General features: G+C 48.8%; 21 protein-coding genes. 18 read left to right on the top strand and 3 right to left on the bottom strand.

Going from position 1 to position 19073, the window contains the following annotated elements:
* The first annotated feature begins 134 nt into the window (after nt 1-134).
* Genes KJS63_RS18190 through KJS63_RS18150 form a run of 9 tightly spaced genes read left to right on the top strand, consistent with a single transcriptional unit; the run spans nt 135 to nt 7342 of the window.
* Nucleotides 135-689 carry a biotin transporter BioY gene (locus tag KJS63_RS18190; protein WP_213620408.1) on the top strand — a complete coding sequence of 185 codons (555 nt, stop codon included), beginning with the start codon at nt 135-137 and terminating at the stop codon, nt 687-689.
* Nucleotides 689-2212 carry a class I adenylate-forming enzyme family protein gene (locus tag KJS63_RS18185; RefSeq protein ID WP_244862671.1) on the top strand — a complete coding sequence of 508 codons (1524 nt, stop codon included), beginning with the start codon at nt 689-691 and terminating at the stop codon, nt 2210-2212. Before KJS63_RS18190 ends, KJS63_RS18185 begins: the two co-directional genes overlap by 1 nt.
* Nucleotides 2213-2216: 4 nt before the next feature.
* Complete coding sequence (locus KJS63_RS18180; protein WP_213620407.1) at nt 2217-3368, top strand: thiolase family protein; 1152 nt, start codon at nt 2217-2219, stop codon at nt 3366-3368.
* On the top strand, nt 3365-3736 hold the full coding sequence (locus tag KJS63_RS18175) for an FAS1-like dehydratase domain-containing protein (protein WP_213620406.1): 372 nt from the start codon (nt 3365-3367) through the stop codon (nt 3734-3736). The genes KJS63_RS18180 and KJS63_RS18175 overlap by 4 nt, the downstream gene beginning before the upstream one ends.
* Before the next feature lie 6 nt (nt 3737-3742).
* A complete protein-coding gene (locus KJS63_RS18170; protein ID WP_213620405.1) occupies nt 3743-4102 on the top strand; it encodes a MaoC family dehydratase in 360 nt (119 codons plus the stop codon).
* Entirely contained in the window at nt 4084-4890 is an 807-nt protein-coding gene (locus KJS63_RS18165; protein WP_213620404.1) for an SDR family NAD(P)-dependent oxidoreductase, read from the top strand. Before KJS63_RS18170 ends, KJS63_RS18165 begins: the two co-directional genes overlap by 19 nt.
* 16 nt (nt 4891-4906) lie before the next feature.
* Entirely contained in the window at nt 4907-5707 is an 801-nt protein-coding gene (locus KJS63_RS18160) for an ATP-binding cassette domain-containing protein (RefSeq protein ID WP_213620403.1), read from the top strand.
* Entirely contained in the window at nt 5692-6552 is an 861-nt protein-coding gene (locus KJS63_RS18155; RefSeq protein WP_213620402.1) for an ATP-binding cassette domain-containing protein, read from the top strand. The genes KJS63_RS18160 and KJS63_RS18155 overlap by 16 nt, the downstream gene beginning before the upstream one ends.
* On the top strand, nt 6542-7342 hold the full coding sequence (locus KJS63_RS18150) for an energy-coupling factor transporter transmembrane component T family protein (protein ID WP_213620401.1): 801 nt from the start codon (nt 6542-6544) through the stop codon (nt 7340-7342). Before KJS63_RS18155 ends, KJS63_RS18150 begins: the two co-directional genes overlap by 11 nt.
* Nucleotides 7343-7356: 14 nt before the next feature.
* Here the strand turns inward: KJS63_RS18150 and KJS63_RS18145 are convergent, their stop codons facing one another.
* Nucleotides 7357-8772 (bottom strand): MDR family MFS transporter, encoded by a 1416-nt coding sequence (locus KJS63_RS18145; RefSeq protein ID WP_213620400.1) that lies wholly within the window; start codon nt 8770-8772, stop codon nt 7357-7359.
* Nucleotides 8773-8878: 106 nt separating this feature from the next.
* Between KJS63_RS18145 and KJS63_RS18140 the strand changes: the two genes are divergently transcribed.
* The 6 genes from KJS63_RS18140 (at nt 8879) to KJS63_RS18115 (ending at nt 15095) form a co-directional block, all read left to right on the top strand.
* The gene (locus KJS63_RS18140) at nt 8879-9457 is read left to right on the top strand and encodes a TetR/AcrR family transcriptional regulator (protein ID WP_213620399.1); all 579 of its coding nucleotides are present in this window, start codon (nt 8879-8881) and stop codon (nt 9455-9457) included.
* 505 nt (nt 9458-9962) lie between these two features.
* A complete protein-coding gene (locus KJS63_RS18135) occupies nt 9963-11396 on the top strand; it encodes a DHA2 family efflux MFS transporter permease subunit (RefSeq protein ID WP_213620398.1) in 1434 nt (477 codons plus the stop codon).
* 95 nt (nt 11397-11491) lie between these two features.
* Nucleotides 11492-12370: an NAD-dependent epimerase/dehydratase family protein gene (locus KJS63_RS18130; RefSeq protein WP_213620397.1), complete on the top strand. Its 879-nt coding sequence runs from the start codon at nt 11492-11494 to the stop codon at nt 12368-12370.
* 81 nt (nt 12371-12451) lie between these two features.
* Nucleotides 12452-12979 (top strand): SRPBCC family protein, encoded by a 528-nt coding sequence (locus tag KJS63_RS18125; protein ID WP_213620396.1) that lies wholly within the window; start codon nt 12452-12454, stop codon nt 12977-12979.
* 167 nt (nt 12980-13146) lie between these two features.
* On the top strand, nt 13147-14535 hold the full coding sequence (locus tag KJS63_RS18120; protein WP_244862670.1) for a multicopper oxidase family protein: 1389 nt from the start codon (nt 13147-13149) through the stop codon (nt 14533-14535).
* A gap of 38 nt (nt 14536-14573) precedes the next feature.
* Entirely contained in the window at nt 14574-15095 is a 522-nt protein-coding gene (locus KJS63_RS18115) for a TetR/AcrR family transcriptional regulator (RefSeq protein WP_213620395.1), read from the top strand.
* A 293-nt stretch (nt 15096-15388) separates the two neighbouring features.
* Here KJS63_RS18115 and KJS63_RS18110 read toward each other — a convergent pair whose 3' ends face one another.
* Nucleotides 15389-15775, bottom strand: coding sequence for a winged helix-turn-helix transcriptional regulator (locus KJS63_RS18110; RefSeq protein WP_213620394.1), 387 nt, complete (start codon nt 15773-15775; stop codon nt 15389-15391).
* A gap of 212 nt (nt 15776-15987) precedes the next feature.
* Here KJS63_RS18110 and KJS63_RS18105 point away from each other — a divergent pair, with 212 nt between their 5' ends.
* Complete coding sequence (locus KJS63_RS18105; protein WP_213620393.1) at nt 15988-16572, top strand: NAD(P)H oxidoreductase; 585 nt, start codon at nt 15988-15990, stop codon at nt 16570-16572.
* 173 nt (nt 16573-16745) lie between these two features.
* Here the strand turns inward: KJS63_RS18105 and KJS63_RS18100 are convergent, their stop codons facing one another.
* Nucleotides 16746-17507: an SDR family NAD(P)-dependent oxidoreductase gene (locus KJS63_RS18100; RefSeq protein WP_213620392.1), complete on the bottom strand. Its 762-nt coding sequence runs from the start codon at nt 17505-17507 to the stop codon at nt 16746-16748.
* 113 nt (nt 17508-17620) lie between these two features.
* Here KJS63_RS18100 and KJS63_RS18095 point away from each other — a divergent pair, with 113 nt between their 5' ends.
* Both KJS63_RS18095 and KJS63_RS18090 read left to right on the top strand, forming a co-directional pair.
* A complete protein-coding gene (locus KJS63_RS18095) occupies nt 17621-17977 on the top strand; it encodes a MerR family transcriptional regulator (RefSeq protein ID WP_213620391.1) in 357 nt (118 codons plus the stop codon).
* A 124-nt stretch (nt 17978-18101) separates the two neighbouring features.
* Nucleotides 18102-19073, top strand: coding sequence for an NAD(P)H-dependent flavin oxidoreductase (locus KJS63_RS18090; protein WP_213620390.1), 972 nt, complete (start codon nt 18102-18104; stop codon nt 19071-19073).

Here is a 19073-nt window from a genome sequence, read left to right as displayed (position 1 = left end):
CATTTTATTGAATTGTAAACCTGAATTATAATTTTCGGTTTACAATAAGAGAACGCAAAGATATAATGACTTTACGTTAGATGTCGACACTAATAGTAAATCATAGATATGATCTATCGCGGAGGTAATTTGAAGTGAAAACTAAAGAAATGGTGCTTGCCGCGTTATTTGCGGCATTCATAGCAGTACTAGGCATGATCCCGCCCATCCCGTTAGGATTTATTCCCGTGCCTATCACCGCTCAGACTATGGGGGTTATGCTGGCCGGATGCTTTTTGGGCAGGAAGACGGCTACTCTCAGTATCATTCTATTTATTGTGTTGGTAGCTTTGGGACTGCCGATTCTATCGGGAGGACGCGGCGGGCTTTCTGTCCTAGCCGGACCTACTGTAGGCTACTTATTAAGCTGGCTGTTAGCCGCTTTCTGTATCGGCGCCTTAACGGAGAAGGTGTGGTCAGCGCTAAGAGTATGGAAACTGGTAGTGATCAATATTATCTTTGGTGCAGTGCTGGTAAGCTTGATCGGTGCACCAATCATGGCCCTGATTACACATACACCAATCTGGGTGGGGCTGGTGAAAGCAGCCGCGTTTCTGCCTGGGGATTGTATTAAAGCCATAATCGCTGCGGTCATTGCGGTACAGCTTAAAGCGATCAGCCCTATCGAGGATAAGGTGAACAACTCTTAATGGATACATATATGAGACAGTCTGGTGAGAATCCGGATCTGAATCTAAATGTCGTCTCCCATATCCTCCGCCAGGCAGCCGATAGACCGGGCTTGGCAGCCTTGTCCCACAGCCAGGGCAATCTTACCTACTCAGATTTAGCCGAGCGGATCAAAAGAATCGCTCAAGGGCTGAAGCAGGCGGGGATGAATCAGGACAAGGTTGCAATCTTATCCACGAACCGGGTCGAATTCGTAGAGGTTTTCCTTGGGAGCATTTATGCCGGATGTGTACCGGTACCTCTGGACCCGAAATGGAGTTCGAGAGAAGTTCATGCTGTACTTCATCAGTGCAAACCGGGCATTATCTTTACAGAAGCTTCCTTGGCGGATAGATTAAATATACTGAAGAGTGAGAGCATAGTTCTCACTTTTTCTGCTGATCACGCAGGCACGGGCTCGTATGACAGCTGGCTGGCCCGGTTAACCCCCGAAACCGACATGGAGCCGGCGAATGAATTGCTGTTTATCGGCTTTACATCAGGCACAACGGGGTTGCCCAAGGGGTTCATGCGCTCGCATGCCTCCTGGATTTCAAGCTTGAGAGCAACCGAAGAAGCCTTCCGGCTGACTCGGATGGAACATATTACAGCGCCGGGGCCGTTTGTTCACTCGCTGTCCCTGTTTGCATTGATGCAGAGCCTATACAGCGGAGCAACCTTTCACATTGTCCCGCAGTTTGAGGCAGGCGAGGTCCTCCGGCTGTGTGAGCGTGTTCCGGACATGATTCTGTTCGTGGTTCCAACGATGATTGAAGCCATGCTGCGGCTGGCCAGATCAGGTTCAACGAACATTCAGGCCTTAATCAGCTCAGGCGGAAGATGGACTGAGGCTTCAAAGGAAGCCTGCAAGAAGGTATTTTGCGGGACTAGGCTGTATGAATACTATGGTTCATCTGAAGCGAGCTATATCAGTTATATGGATGTTTATGACGATATTAGGCCAGGTTCGGTGGGCAGGGCTTTTCCTGGTGTTGAGGTCTCCATCCGGGACGAGCAGTTTAGGGAGGTTCCTATAGGCGTGGTTGGGCAGCTGTATATTCGCAGCCCGATGATGTTCCTGGGATATTATCAACGGCCTGAAGAGACCGCCGCCGTTTTCCGGGACGGATGGCTCGAGCTGGGCGACTACGCATCTTTAGACGAGGACGGTTATTTGCATCTGGCCGGCCGCTCCAAAAATCGAATGATCACCGGGGGACTGAATGTATTTCCCGAGGAAGTGGAAGCCGTTCTCCAACAGCTGCCTGATATCCAGGAGGTAATGGTGTTAGGTGTACCGGATGACTACTGGGGAGAGAAAATTACCGCGCTTGTCAAGTGGAGTGGAGATGGACGTCTCGGCCTGGAAGAAATAAAAAGCTACTGCCGCCGTTATCTGGCTGCGTATAAAGCGCCAAGGCAGATCATTACCGTGGATGAGTTCACTTATACAAGCAGCGGCAAAATCTCCCGCCATGTGATGAAGCAAATGGTGAAAGGGTGAGGTTATGACCGAAGCGGTCATTGTCATAGCGAAACGTACACCTATCGGCAGATTGGGTGGGCACTTAAGCACGCTCGAACCGGAAGAATTGCTGGCACCGCTAATCCGGCACATTGCCGCAGAAACCCAGCTGCCGCTGGACATGATTGATGATGTTATCATCGGCAATGTCGTGGGTCCTGGCGGCAATATCGCCCGGGTGGCCGCACTGGAAGCCGGGCTTCCCGTAACGGTGCCGGGGGTTACGGTTGACCGGCAGTGCGGCTCCGGCCTGGAGGCCATTAATATCGCGGCCCGGCTCATCCAGAGCGGGGCCGGCGAGGTGTACCTGGCGGGAGGCGTTGAGAGCACAAGCCGTGCACCTTGGAAGATGTACAAGCCGCAGAGCTTGGCCGGTACGCCGCAGCTGTACACACGCGCCCATTTCACGCCCGCATCCTATGGGGACCCTGACATGGGGATTGCGGCCGAGAATGTGGCCCGTAAATTTGCGGTTTCCCGTGAAGATCAGGACCTCTACGCCCTTGAGAGCCATCAGAAGGCCGTTCATTCCCAGCAATCAGGGCGTTTCGAACAGGAGATTGTGCCCCTTCAGGCGAATGGAAAGTGGGTGCACGAAGATGAGTGTCCGCGGGCAGATACGAGCCTGGAGAAGCTGCACAAGCTTCGGTCGATTTTCATGGAGGAGGGCACGGTAACTGCTGGGAATGCTTGTCCACTCAATGACGGAGCGGCGATCGTGCTCATCATGTCCAGGCGGAAATGCCAGGAGCTTAAGCTTCGGCCAGTCCTTCGTGTAGTCGATGCCCAGGCAGTGGGAGTCGACCCAGAGTATTTGGGGATTGGCCCGGTTCCGGCGGTTCAGCGGTTGCTTCGCCGTCGGCAGCTTTCGGTGGACGATTTGGATGTTGTAGAGTTCAATGAAGCTTTTGCCGCCCAAGTGCTTGCCTCATTAAGAGAGCTCCGTATTCCGGTGGATAAGGTGAACCGCGGGGGCGGGGCACTGGCACTCGGGCATCCCTTCGGCGCATCGGGCGCTGTCTTAATGACGCGCCTCTACTCCGAAATGCTGCACCAGCCATACCGTATTGGGCTTGCTGCCCTCGGCATAGGTGGTGGCATCGGCCTGGCCACCCTTGTGGAGGCAGCCGAATGAAGAAGTTGAAATTCCGTGTACATATCACGGATTCGTTAATAACCCAATTCGCAAACAGCATTGACGCGCCTTTACGCACCTGGAACGGTGTTCTGACTGCTCCGCCCACCATGCCCGTTATTTTCTGGAAGATTGACGATGCTCCATGGCTCGATCCTGAGGGGACTTGGATTCATGGATCGCAGCGTTTTGAGTATCAGGCACCGATCATGTCAGGCATGACCTTGGATTGTGAGTTAATCCTGACCAAGGTGGAGACAAAAAGAGGCAGACAAGGGGAGCTGACTTTGTATACTCATACTCTTGTCTGTTCGTGTTCCGGCAGCCTTATCGTTACATCGGAAACGGTATTAATTTCGGGCGGGTGAGAAGATATGAGAAAACAAATCACGGCAGAAGGTATTCGAAGGTATGCGGTCGCGTCCAAGGACATGGCGGACATTCATCTGGATGACGAGGCTGCACAAAGAGCGGGCTACAAGCGGCCTATTGCCCATGGGATGTATATCATGGGATTGGCCCAGTCCATTTACGCCAAGGAGCATAAAGAGAAGTGGATTCAGAGCTGCGGGATGAGATTTCAGAAGCCGTTACCTATTGATACAGCTGTCAATTTTGTGTATGAAGAGCAAGGCGGGAGCGTCCTGGTCACGGTAACGGCAGAGGATGGCGGGCGGATTGCGACGGGAACTCTTACGGTGAAAGAGGGGGTAACATGGCTAGATCAGCTTTGATCACTGGGGCTACCCGGGGAATAGGACGCAGTATCGCGCTTGAACTCGCACAAAAAGGTTACAGGCTGATCGTTAACGGCACCAAGCCTGAGTTAATCGACAGCCTTGTACATGAAATCCGCCAAGCGGGTGGCATAGCGGTGGGTATCTGCGCTAATATCGCGGACCCCTTGGAGGTTACCCGGATGGTGGAATATGGTGCAGCCAAGTATGGTTCTATTGATGTGCTGATCCACAATGCTGGCAATTTGCGTGACCGGAAATGTGTGGAGATGACCGGTGAAGATTGGCACTCCGTCCTAGATGTGCATTTAAACGGCGCGTTTTACTGTGTTCAACGGGTTCTGCCCTACATGACGGAGGGTGGCGGCGACATTCTCCTAATGACCTCGACAGCCGGACTTAGCGGTTCCGCAGGTCAGCTGAATTACAGTGCTGCCAAGGCGGGGATCCTTGGCATGGTCTGGACACTGGCTGCCGAGCTGCGGGGCAGCCGCATACGGGTGAACGGCATAGCACCGGCAGCTTTAACGGATATGACCAGGCCTGTGATTGAGCATCTTGCCGAAAAATATGCCAGACGCCAAGAGCCGTTTCCCGAGTTCTGGAAGGTTGGAAGCGCCGAGGATGTTGCCCGGTTCGTTGGCGATCTGCTGGATCAGCCGGAACCGGAGCTGACAGGTGAAGTATTCGGGGTGAATGGGCGCAAGATCACCCTATGGCAGAAGCCGAGTCCTTTCTTCTCGGAAGACGGCGCAGAGTCGTTCTTCTCGGCTTGGAAGCGTTAGAGGAGCGTTAATCAAAATGTTAACATTCAACCAGGTTCATTATTATTATAAAAAAGGGTATCCCCTTATCGACAACATGAGTTTTACTGTTCAGCCGGGTGAATTTGTTGCCATTATTGGTCCTAACGGTTGTGGGAAGTCCACGCTGGCGCGGCTGATGAATGGTCTGATTCTACCGAAGGAAGGCCGTGTGCGGTTTAAGCATTTGGACACCTCAATACCTGCGGATCTTGCCGAAATCCATAAGAGGGTCGGCTTGATATCCCAGAACCCGGAGGACCAGTTCATCACCACCACTGTGATGGATGAGGTGCTGTTTGGCATGGAGAATATCCGCGTGCCCAGAGAGGAGATGGCATCCCGTATGCAGCATGTTCTGCGGGCGGTTCACATGGAAGAATATATGCATGCGATGCCCCATGAGCTGTCCGGCGGTCAAAAGCAGCGTATTGCGATTGCCTCGATCTTGGCGATGCGGCCGGAATGCATTATTTTTGACGAAGCCACGTCCATGCTTGATCCTCAGGGGCGGGAAGAAATCAAGTCCATGATGCATGAGCTCCACCGTCAAGGTATGACGGTGATTCACATTACCCATCACATGGAGGAGGTACTGCATGTGCAGCGCGTACTTCTTATTCAGGACGGACGAATTGAGTTCGATGGGGACCCGCTCCATTTTTTTGAAAACGTATCTCTGGAGAATTATCAATTAAAAGCCCCTTTTGCCGTTAGGCTGCATAAGAAGCTTGGTCTCAAGTCATCATTGATGGCCGATTGGAAGGAGATGATTCGTTCCCAATGGTCCTCAAGCTAAACCATGTGAGTGTGAACCTTGCAGGCAAGAGTGTTCTGAAGGATGTCAGCTGCACCATCCATGATAACCGGTGGATCTCGATCATTGGACAGACCGGAGCTGGCAAATCCACATTTGTGAAGGTGTTGAAAGGGCTGATACCAGATATTCAAGGAGAAATTAGGATTAATGAGCAGCCTGTGCCGACTGACCGTAAAGGATTCATTCAGGTGAATCCGGATATCGGCTTCGTATTTCAGCTTCCGGAGCATCAAATCTTTGAAACGACGGTGTATAAAGAGCTTGCCTTTGCCCCCAAGATTCGGGGTTATTCCCCTAAGCAGATTACGGAGGCAATCCATCAGATCCTTCCGCAGGTCGGGTTAAGCCAAGAGATTCTGCAGTACGCCCCTTTTCAATTAAGTGGGGGACAGCGAAGACGAATCGCCATCGCTTCGGTGCTGCTGATGAACCCTAAGGTGCTCATCCTGGATGAACCTACCGCGGGCCTTGACCCTCAAAGCCGGGCTGCGCTGCTGCGCATGTTCAAGACTTGGCAGCAGCAGGAGGGACGCACCATTCTGTTCGTCTCTCACCATATCGGCGATGTGGCCGACTACTCGGACGAGGTGATGCTCTTCCACGAAGGCAGGCTTTTGGAGCATCTGGACGCCCGCACTTTGTTTCTTCAACGGGCCGAGCTGCTGGAGAAGGCCGGACTGCCTCTGCCTGACCCGATAGCGCTGCTGAAGCTGCTTGAAGAGCTAACGGGCAGAACTATTGAGGTCGAAAGCTGCCAGGAGCAGGACATTTTGACCAGGATATTACCCATTTGGAACGACCGGAGAAATACATATGACCAATAATATATTATTAGGACAATATATAGAGACAGGATCGATACTGCACCGGTTGGACCCGCGAACCAAGCTCGCAAGCCTGTTTGTCATTATCCTTGGCTTCCTTACGCTGGATTCCTTCCTGAGTTATGTCTTCGCGGCCGCCCTTGTAGTTGCCCTCATGATTTTGTCGGAAATACCGCTTCGGTTGTTCGTCCGAGGCTTAAAACCGATCCTATTTATCCTGATGTTTACGTTTTTCTATCACGCCTTCGTGACAGAGGGCACTGTGATCTGTTCATGGGGGGCCATTCACGTGACCGTGGAAGGCTTGCAGAATGGAGCGAAGTTTGTTGTCCGCATAGTTCTGCTAATCTTGCTCGCCTCTGTGCTGACGCTGACGACGAAGCCTTTGACCTTGGCGCGTGGCTTGGAGAAGCTGCTTGCGCCTCTCTCGAAACTGAAAGTGCCTGTGGAACAATTCTCCTTAATGATTGTGATTGCAATTCGTTTTATTCCAACGATCATGCAGGAGCTGGACCGGATTCTGTTGGCCCAGAAGGCCAGGGGATACGATGTTCAAGCTCTCAGACTGCCAAAACGTGTTTTTGCTTACATTCCGATTCTAATTCCCCTGTTCTTCACTACGATTCAGCGCGCGGAACAGCTGACCCTGGCGATCGATGCGCGGGGTTATGGCAACGGCAGGGGAAGAACGGCGTACCATCAACTTAGCTTGAGCCGTGCGGATTATTTTGCGGGCCTGAGTGCTGTCTTTGCCTTGGTGATTCTCCTGTTCATCCGAATAGCGGAATGATGTGGTGGATTGTATTATGATTTTTTATTAGGCAAGAAGGCTATAAAAATGAGTGAGATTAAAGTGAAGCCGACTGTCCACATAAACGTATGATTAAAAGCCGTGTTCCTCACTGAAATATTGATAACAGATGTGGATGTCAATTGATTTTGCAAGATGATGGCAAGCACCGAAGCACCAAAAGCTCCACCGATTTGCTGTAGAATCCGAGTGGCGCTGCTGGCATGCGGGATCTGTTCCTTACTTAATCCTTCGTAAGCTGTTGCCATAATGGGGAGCATAACACCTCCAAGTCCTCCTCCACGGACAACGAGGGCGATGGCAAGCAGAAGCTCGCTGGTATTGGTTCCGCAAAAGGCAAATGGGAGGGTTCCGAGTATTGTTAGAAGGGTACCGCAGAGCACAATCCATCGAGAGCCAATTGTATCTGTAAGTTTACCTGCTAATGAACGCGTCAATAACATCCCTATACCTTGAGGAATCAATAATAACCCTGAAGCAAGAACGCTCTCTCCGCGAACCTGTTGATAATAGAGAGGTAATAATAACATGCCACCATAAGAAGACAGACCGGATAAAAACAATAGACAAGAAGATGCAGTAAAGGACGTGCTTTTAAATATGCGTATATCTATCACTGGATTGTGGGATTTTCTTAATACATAAAGGCAGAAGACCATCAGAAATAAGAGTCCAATGACAATAGGGATGATGACTGAACTTTGAAAAAAACCATAATCTGAGCTGACTTTGGTTAGCCCATAAATAATCAGCACGATACTAGGTGATAATAAGGATAAACCAAGGATATCCAATTTTTGAGACTCATTTGTGACTTTATCTTCGGGTAAACCCCATACGGCTAGGATTAGAGCGATTAAACAAATAGGAAGATTGACATAAAAAATCCAACGCCAGTTAAGATAATTAATAATAACCCCACCTAAAAGAGGTCCAAGAATAGGCCCGATAAGTACAGGTAAACCCACAATAGCCATTAATTTACCTAATTTCTCTCCGCCAGCTGCCCGGACAATCATGGTCTGCATGATGGGCATCATCAAGCCACCACCCATTCCTTGAACTACTCTAAAGGTGATGAGACTTCCCACATTCCATGACAAACTTGATAAAACAGACCCAATGAAAAATAAACTTAAAGCCAATATCCATATCTTTTTACCGCCAAAACGATCAAGTGCCCATCCAGAAATAGGAATAACAATGCCAAGGGCGATTAAATAACTCGTCATGATCCACTGAATTGTTGACACGGACGCGTGCAGAGCATTCCCAAGCGTATCGATTGCGACATTCATTATGGTGGTATCGAACAAAGGGGCTAGAAGTCCAATCAATAGAATCCATGCCATTTTCATGATGGCTGGATCTATTTTCTTATTAGCTGTTAGTTCCATTTGTTTCCCCATGTAGTTCCACTCCTTTTTGATATTAGATACTTTTAGTTTCTTATTTTAATTTATGATATAATAAACCAATAAGAAACGCAACGTATTTTACTGGAGGTGTATTTATATGAATAAGGAAAATGAGGGAGAGTTTACGACAAGAAGAAGAGGAGCAGAACTAGAGGAAGCCATTCTTCAAGCGGCGTGGGATGAACTGATGGAGGTTGGTTTTCCAAGATTAACTATCGAAGGGGTTGCTGCTCGGGCACAAACAAGTAAACCGGTTATTTATCGGCGTTGGCCGAATCGTGAGGAGCTTGTCTTGGCAGCAATTCAGAATAATTTACCGGCCCCCCCGAACGAAGTACCTAATACGGGCGATCTGCGAAGCGATGTCATCATCGTACTGAATCGTTTGAATGAAATGCTCCGTCAAATTGGGCCAGAAACGATTCATGGATTAATGTCTGTTCTAACAGGTATCCCCATATCTGAACTGATCAGTTTTCGAAGAACCAGTACCATGCAAACCATTCTGAATCGGGCAGTAGAGCGAGGAGAAGTTAGGTGTGAAAAAATAACCCTGCGAATTTCAAGGCTGCCTGTTGATCTTGTCAGACATGAGGTGTTGATTACCTATGAGCCTGTGTCACAAGATACAATTGCTGAAATTGTGGATGAGATTTTTTTACCTCTAATAAGGTGAATGGATTCGATAACAAATAAGCTTGAGCGAAATCAGGTATGTACTTGGGTCCGAATCTGGTACTGCCTGATTGCAGTGTAATTTCGGAAACTGATATTGTCGTTTGTTGAATTGTGACATGAAGGGAATTATTATTCCAAGACGGCCATGCTTCTGCTTGTTGAATCCGGCGGAAGCTTGGGATTTTGTGTATTCGCACAATTGCCGGAAAAGATCGGTCTGATGTTGGATATTTATACGATTTCGGACCGGGAATAAGGTGATTGAAGGAGCATTGAACTTCTTTAAAGTTTGTTATTGACCAATCAATAACAAACTGATATAGTGAAATCATCGAGTTAGTAATTGATCAATCACAATTAAAGAAAGCGGTGGTGAAGAATGCTCGACCTGTTGGTCACAGATGCGAGCAACAATAGTTAGAGGAGCTATACTTATAACAGTTGCAGGGCGGATTTTCTTAAGTGGTTTGTAATTGATTAATCAATAATTGGAGGAGATTCTTATGAATTCCATGGTTCAATCGGCAAAAGCGAATTCTCGTGCTATACCGTATCGGTGGTGGGCGCTGATCGCACTGGCGTTAGCTCAATTCCTAGTCGTTCTTGATGCATCCATCGTCAATATCGCGCTTCCCTCTCTTGGCTCAGAGCTTCACTTAAGTACCAATACACTGAGCTGGGTCATTACGGCTTATGTACTGCCTTTTGGAGGTTTGCTGCTTCTAGGCGGAAGGCTGTCGGATCGATTCGGGCATCGAAAATTGTTCATGACTGGAGTCGCTGGATTTGCACTTGCTTCGACCGCGGCAGGAATGGCTACCACGGGAGCTTGGCTGCTCACTGCGAGAGCGATTCAAGGAGCCTCAGCTGCTCTGCTCGCACCAGCTGCGCTCGCTCTCGTTACCAAGTTGTTTGCAGATCCACAAGATCGTGCTAAGGCGCTCGGCATATGGGGCGCAGTTGCGGGTACCGGCAGTGCAGCGGGTGTCTTGCTGGGAGGTATGCTGACGGCTTCGTTTGGTTGGTCCGCGGTGTTTTATGTGAATGTTCCTATAGCAGGATTAGTTCTAATGGCGGTTCCTTTCCTCATCGGCAGGGATTCGCTCGGCGAACGCGTATCTCTGGATATGTCGGGCTCGGTAGTGGTAACGGCAGGCATCGTAGCTCTTGTAGCCGCGCTTTCCGGAACAGAGCAGGTCGGCTGGACGTCTCCACAGACCCTGATTCTGACAGGCTTGGCGGTTGTATTGTTCGGATCGTTCATCTTCCTTGAGAAGCGTGTCTCAAATCCGCTAATGCCGCTGAGCATCTTCCGCAACAAGTCGGTTACGGGTGGGAATCTCGCGATGTTCCTCATCGGAGGAGCGACGACGGGGCTATTCTTCGCACTATCGGTTTATATGCAGCAAGTGCTTCATTACGATGCATTAAAAGCAGGGCTCACCCAGCTCCCGCTGGCCGGTGCGCTGGTCTTAATCGCCGGAGTAGTTCCCGCACTGGTTAAGGCAATTGGTCAGAGTAGGACGCTGGCGACATCGCTGATCCTGCTGGCCGGAGGGCTAGTTTGGCTATCTTTATCGCCTAGTGATGCAACGTTTGTAGCCAATTTGTTAGGACCGTCCATCTTGATCGGGATCGGACTAGGAGGCGCGTTCATTTCCGGAACGGAGCTGGCGGTTCACGGTGTGGCGGACGGGGAAGCAGGGCTTGCGAGCGGCCTGGTTAATACAAGCCAACAGATCGGCGGAGCGATTGGACTTGCAGTACTGACAACGGCGGCATCGTCTCGTATCGATCACTTGTTGAGTCGTGGTGCAGCCGAAGCGCAAGCATTAACCGGAGGATTCTCCTGGGTATTCCTCGGGGCCGCCGCATTTGCGATTATCGGAGCGATAGTGGTTCTTGTGATTGCAAGGCAATCTCGCCGCTATAAGTAAGTGACTAATCAATCACCAAAACGATACCGTTACAGTTAGGCGCCAAGTCAGGCAGTCTTAAGAAATCGAAAAAAATAAATTTAGGAGTGATTAGAATGCTAAGAGCAATGGTAGTGAGAGCAGGCAGCGGGTGGGGTAAGGCGCTTGTCGAGCAATTAATCGGGGCGAATGTCGAAGTTGTTGCCTATTCGGGATCACAACGGAAGCTGGAATCGCTGGAGAAGGCCTTCTCATCTTCTTCGCTTCTACGAACAGCGAGAGGAAATGCCAGGAATCGTAGCGAGCTGTTAGCTGCCGCGGAAGGCGTTGACGTGATTTTCTGCGGAGTTTACTTAACCTACGATGACAACCCGGAGAAGGTGGGGCGGATGCTAGAAGCTGTTCGAAGCATTGCCGCGGTGACCGGAGCCAAGATGGTTACCCTCGAAGGGGTTTATCTCCCCGCCAATGAGATGGAAACAGTGAACTCGAACTACTCAGGTGCCACTTCCATGCGAATCTTCAGTCCAGAGTTGTACGGCGGGACCGCCTCGAACACACTGATTCATTACGCGCTTCGCAAAATCGTTCAAGGGAAACCCGTCAAGCTGCTAATCAATCCATCAGTCAGAAGAGACTATCTATATGTGGACGATGCCGCCCGGTATGTAATGGAGCTGGCTCTGATGGAGTCTGCGTATGGGAGCGATTGGTATCTTCGTGGCAATGGACTAATCTCGCAAGCGGAGCTCCTTGATCTGGCCGGTTCAGTCGTTCAAGCTGTGCCACGCTTCGAGCCAATCGGAGGCTGGCAGCGTCGCCTGCTTCGGTGGTATGAGCCGAGGGCAAAGAAAATACTGGATCGCTATGAGCTGCTCAGCAACGAATTTGGATCATATGGCACTGAGTATGGTGGCATATGGTCAACTCCTTACCAAGAAGGAATAGTTTCAACGGTAAAACGAATGTTGGCAAAGCAAAATAGTGTTCATTAATTATTTACTCACAAAAAGTATAAGAAGTTTAGGTTAGTAATCAAACAATTAATTAAAATTCAACGAAATGAGGTCAATGAAATGGAAAAGTCGATAGTAAATGGGGGATCCGGCGTGACGAGATCGGGGAACGGGAAAGAATTGCTTGTACAAAAGGGTATGGTTGATGTTGATCGAAATGCACAGGTCATCGTTGACCTATCTATTGAGATTGAAGCTTCGCAGGAGACTGTGTGGCAGATACAGACTGGCATCGAACAGTGGCCGACTTGGCAGAAGGATATCACGCAAGTGAGATTATCCGGTCCGATCGCCTTTGGGAGCACGTTCCAGTGGGAAACTCATGGGCTGCAAATCGCCTCAACCATCCTTGAGATTGCCCCCATGAAACGAATCGTATGGGGAGGTCCGGCTCATGGTATCGAAGGCGTTCACGTGTGGAGCATCACGCCCATAGCTAAAGGAGTACTTGTGCACACTGTGGAGTCCTGGGACGGCCCGCCTGTTGCAGCTGACCCCAACGGCATGAGAGCCGCACTCGAGGCATCACTGAAGGCTTGGCTTGCCGCCCTTAAATCAACAGCCGAGAGCTTGCCAACCGAAGAATAGTAATTGATTAATCAATCGTATTACGAGGGGGAGTAATTCTGAACAGAAGAAAAATTGTAAAACGCCTGATTTATTTCGTCCTTCCTTTGACTTTGGTGCTTCTGATCGGAGCGGTGCTTGTTACTTATTTTTGGCAGATGCGGCTTCAAAAGCCTGAAGAGATTAACATGGCTTCCCATCAGATGGCGGCAGGCATGACCAGTATGGCTAACATGGGGGATATGAAGGATATGGAGCATATGGAGGGTATGGAACATTCGTTGTCCAAAGGAGGAAAGGTGCCTTGTGACTCTATCACGATTCCCGAGTCATCGGCTCCGATTCGCAAGTTCGATCTGACGGCCGCTCGGACAACACTGAAGCTGGACAATGGCAAAAACATCGAAGCTTGGACTTTTAATGACATGTCTCCGGGGCCGGAACTTCGTGTAACGGAGGGGGACCGAATTGTTATTACTTTGTATAACAAGGACATCGAGGATGGCGTTACGATCCATTGGCACGGAATCACCGTTCCGTGCTCGCAGGATGGTATTGCGGGAGTAACACAGGATGCCGTGCATCCGGGGGAACAGTTCACGTACACGTTCATCGCAACAAATCCGGGCACGTACTGGTACCACTCCCATCAAATGAGCTCGATTCAGGTAAGCAAGGGACTCCTGGGCGCACTCATCGTTGAGCCCAAGAAGAGCTCCAAATCCGATACTTCAATGTCAGAGGCAACGGCTCTCTATCAACAGCTGGATTCTTCAATGCTGGTGAACGGAAGCACAAGAGGACTGACGATTCCAGGTAAAACAGGCGAACTGATTAGGCTAAGGCTGATTAACTCGGGCAATGAAACGATGGAATTCATTGTCTATGGAGCTCCCTTCCGGGTCATGGCGATGGATGGCCACGATTTGCATGAACCTGGTCTGCTGAAAGAGACGATGATTCCGATAGGAGCGGGCCAGCGTTATGATCTGCTTATCCAAGTTCCGGGATCGGGTAAAGTCGTCATCAGCAGCCCCTCGGCTGTGGACTTACCGATTACGATAGGGAGCGGAAGCCAGCCACAGCATAAGGAAGGCGGACAGCTGTTCTCGTATGTCGATTATGGAAACCCAGTACCTGATGACCCCGTCCTGCAGCTCAAGCCCGATAGGCATTTTGAGCTTAAGCTCGGCCAAACTCTGTTCACCAAGTCAATTAATGGGAAATCGTTCCATGAGATTCCCCCGATGATCGTGAAGGAGGGGGACCATGTGCTCATCACCGTCTCCAATGAAGGCGGAGGTGATCATCCCTTCCATCTTCACGGACATGTATTCCGGGTCTTGAGTAAGAATGGCTCAACCCTGCAAGGCAGCCCGGTATATCTTGATACGCTTCTGACGAAGGAGGGCGAGACTTACGAGCTGTACCTGGAAGCTGATAATCCGGGCCTCTGGATGATACATTGCCACAACCTCAAGCACGCTTCAATGGGCATGAGCATGATGTTGAATTATGAAGGTATTACGACGCCATATCGGGTAGGAACCAAGTCCGGCAATCTACCTGATTTATAATGTTAGCATTCCTGTTATTTAAAAAGGAGCTTAAAATCATGACCAAAGACGCGAAAACATCCCTCAACCGCCGAGCCGACATTATCTCTGCGGCGATCGAGGTGTTTGCCGAGACCGGTTATTACAAAGCCACTACAGCACAAGTGGCACAGCGGGTTCGAATCTCACAGCCTTACGTGTTCCGCTTCTTCGCGACCAAGGAACAGCTGCTTCTGTCAGCACTTGAGGTTTCATGGATGCGAATCATCAAGTCCTTCCGCCAAGTGATCGAATCCGCGTCTTCGGAACGGCTGGAAGCCGAACTGATCGAAATCTACGAGGAAATTTCGGAAAGCCATCGCAATGAAATGCTTCTACAGATGCAGGCACAGGTGATTCAAGAAAATCCGATCCAGGAAGCCATGCGTTTTGGGTTCAGGGGGGTACATCGAATGGTACTTGAAGCTCTCCGTCAGACAGGGGACTCGAATCCTGAAGAGAGTACGATGCTGTTCCTAGCCCGAGGGATGCTCTGCAACCTTGCCGAAGCCATCCGCTTGCCGGAACTGAAGGAAAGGTAAAGCAAGCAACTAGCGCTCCGATTAAAAGAATAAATTCGTTGCAGAATAGGAAATGAATAATTGTCCAAATGGAAGCATTTTTGATCAAAGACTATAGGGGGCCATGCTACTTCTTGTTGAATCTGGCGGTCTTCCCAACAATTCCGGTCTTAAAATTGTTGGCTAAGGCTGTTTGAAATTGGATTTTACGGAGCGACATTTTGGATGAATAGGGGATATTGGGTGCTTGCTGCTTGGCCTTCCAATATCCCCTATCAGCAATCCTAATACCTGATGTTTTAAATGTGGGAAAATTACTTTGTACTGCCTTCAAACTCTTCCAAGACCTTGGATTTGTCGCCATGAACCTTTTCCAGGTGATCCTCTCCCCAATAGCATAAATGGTCTAGCGCAGGCTTTAAGCCCCAGCCGTAGGACGTTAAAGTATACTCCACTCTAGGCGGAATCTCTTTATAGACCTTTCGTGCAATGATCTCATCCTTTTCCAGACCTCTTAGCTGAGTGGTCAGCATTTTTTGCGTAATACCAGGCACTAACCGTCGAAGCTCAGAGGTCCGTTTCGGCCCTGTCATCAAATGATAGATGATTAAAGGCTTCCATTTTCCCCCCATTACTTCTAATGCTGCCTCAACTCCAACTGTATATTTCTTTCGAACATTATTTTTCTTCATTTCCGCCATCTCTTATTCCTCCGCTACAAAGGCTGTTTTTTGCTAGGAACCTAACTTCCAGGGCACTTGACTAGGGCACGTCTATGTTCCTAAGGTACATTTATGATCCTATAGAACTTGAAAGTGCGTACTTCCAGAGCGTTTTTGTACTGTTTATAATAGCATCAGCCATTGATCATGGCTACAAATCAGCTGTGAAGAAAGGTAGTGGTGATACAAGCATGAAAGTATTAACCGTTGTGTCTCATCCGAGACAAGATTCCCTGACCTTTAAGGTTGCAGATTGTTTTGTAGAAGGTCTTGCCGAGGCTGGTCATGAATATGAAATATTGGATTTACACCGGATTGGCTTTGATCCTGTTTTAAAAGGGGTAGATGAACCTGATTGGTCCACAGCGGAGCAGACCTTCTCCCCTGAGGTGGAAAGGGAAATAAGGCGAATGCGTGAGCATGATGCCTTGGCTTTTATTTTTCCAATTTGGTGGTGGCATTTGCCAGCGATGCTGAAAGGTTATATTGACCGTGTATGGAACAGCGGATTTGCGTACGGTGCGAACCAGCTTCATCATCAGCATGCCTTATGGATTGGATTGGCGGGCGTTTCCAAAGAACAGATGAAAAAGCGTAATTATGACGAAATGATTACTCATCTGCTTAATGTGGGAATCGCGGACTATTCCGGTATTTCAAGCTCCAAGGTTGAATTATTATACGAGACTCTGGATTCCAGCCCTGAGCATTATGAGATGCTGCTTAACCAAGCTCATCAATTAGGGGTGAATTATGCCAAGGAACAGCGGCATTAAGTTATTCATGGGAAGTAAATGATTGAAGCGGGAGTCAATCGGGGCGGAGGGGGCGTATGCAGATTAGCGACACAAGGAAAAGACAGTTTTCGCTGTCCTTTCTTGACCGATATGAGGATAAATGCATGCGTGATGCTTCTGAAGTTCATCAGTGGCTGCAGACCGACTCTATATTATTTTCTTGTTCTTGTCACATAGGGATAAATCGGATCTCTTAATTCGAACTCATACGTTTCGCCATCCACAATGCCTACAACCTTTTGGCTATCATAGAGCTCTAGCAGAAATCCAGCCATTTCTTGTGCTGTATGAAACTTAGGGACTGCACCTTCATATCTAAATTCATCTATATCCAAAGAACGTTTAGCAAATTCTGTTTCTGTTGCAGCCGGAGCTAACACTTTCGCCTGCATAGCAGCTCCTTTGTTGCTCAATTCTTGAGCTAGGCCTTCTGTAAAGGCACTTACATAGAACTTAGTTGCACAATAGGTCACAGCATCGGCAACGATCGTATAACCGCCCCTGGATGAAATATTGATAATTTGTGTTCCTTCAACCTCTGCATAATCCCGTACATAAAGAGAGGACAAAATGGTTAGAGCCTCTATATTTAAGTGAAGCATTGTCTCAATTTTATTTAAATTTTGTTCCCCTACAGAAGCGTAGTTTCCAAAACCAGCATTGTTAATCCAAGTCTCAATTTGATAATCCCGAAGACTTTCGTAAAATTCATATACGTTTGCTGTGGCAGATAAATCAACCGTGCGAATGATCACATCCAGACTTGAGTTAATTTCGGCCACTTTTGATTTTAGCTCTTCTAATTCCTCCGTTCTGCGCGCTGCGATGATCAAGTTTTTACCACGAGACGCAAAAGCTATAGCCGATTCATATCCAATTCCCGAACTTGCACCTGTAATAACTGTATACTTCATATAATCTCCTCCTGAAATTAAGCTATTTCGTTTTGTTGAGAACGAACATTGAGTAGATTATACTGATTAGAGTGAACTCTAAGTCAAGTTATAAATTCAGTTGGAGGTTGCGCATGTTCACCATTGGGGAAGTCGCTGAAAAGTTAGGAATAAGCACTCATACATTGCGGTATTACGAAAAGGAAAACATTATTATTCCCGTTCGGGATGCCAGCGGGGACAGACGATATGACGATTCTCATCTGAAATGGCTGCAATTTGTTATCAAGTTAAAAGAAACCCAAATGCCTATCGCGCAAATTAAGAGGTATGCCTCATTGGTCTTGGAAGGGGAGCATACCACTCAAGAGCGATTAAACCTTTTAGAAGAACATAGAAACTCTATTAAGCAACAAATCAGAACTTTACAAGCTGCGGATGAGATGCTTGAACATAAAATTACCGCATACAAAGTTTTTATGACTAAGTGAAAGGTTACAGTAACTTGTCGTTTACAGATAGTGCAGGGAATAGGGAATCTTGATTTAACGGGAAGGAGAAGGTCTGAACTTATTCAGTTATACTAAGGAAGTACGTAAAAAAGGAGAGTTATCTATGACGTGGAACACGCGGCTGACCGAGCTGCTGCAAATTAAGTATCCGATCATTCAAGGAGGGCTCGCTTATCTGGGTTACGCGGAGCTGGCTTCCGCCGTTTCCAATGCGGGAGGGCTTGGCCAAATTACGGCGATGAGTCTTGCCGGCGTTGAGGAGCTGCGAAGAGAAATCCAGCGGACCCGAATATGGACAGACAAGCCATTTGGAGTTAATTTTGCCATTGGTATGCATAGCGCGGATTTTGAAGAGCGGGTACAGGCCGCTATTGATGAGAAGGTTCCAGTTATCTCGATAACTGGCGGTAATCCTGCGGGGATCTTAGAGATGCTTCAGCCCGCTGGAATCAAGTCATTGGTCCTCGTCTCCTCCCGGAGGCAGGCGCAGAAGGCTGAACAGTTGGGCGCTTCTGCTGTCATTGTTGTGGGACAGGAGGGAGGCGGCCATTTGGGGCGTGACGATGTTGGCACGATGGTGCTCGTTCCCCAGGTGGTCGATTCCGTTAGCATCCCTGTGGTGGCCTCAGGCGGCATTGGGGATGGCCGGGGATGGATGGCTGCCCATGCGCTAGGAGCGGAAGGGATAGAGATGGGTACACGTTTTATCGCGACACAGGAGTGTGTAGATGCCTCAGCATCCTATAAACAAGCACTAGTTGATAGCGCCGAGACAGATACGACAATAATCAAACGTTCTATCGGTGCGCCAGGCAGAGTATTGCGTAATGCGTATGTGGATCAGATTTTGGATATTGAACACAGGACTCCTACATATGAAGCTCTAAGAACTTATATTAGCGGAGAAGCCAACAAACGTTGGATTTATGAGGGCCGCCAGGAAGAGGGCTTTGGTTGGGCCGGGCAGGTGACAGGTATGATCCACGATATTCCTACAGTTGGTGAATTAATCGGAAGAATGGTTAATGAAGCAGAGGGAATACGGAGGAAATGGGCAGCAGGGAATAATTCATAG

Source organism: Paenibacillus sp. J22TS3, assembly GCF_018403205.1.
Classification (GTDB): domain Bacteria; phylum Bacillota; class Bacilli; order Paenibacillales; family Paenibacillaceae; genus Fontibacillus; species Fontibacillus tuaregi.
This window is presented reverse-complemented; position numbering and strand designations above follow the sequence as displayed.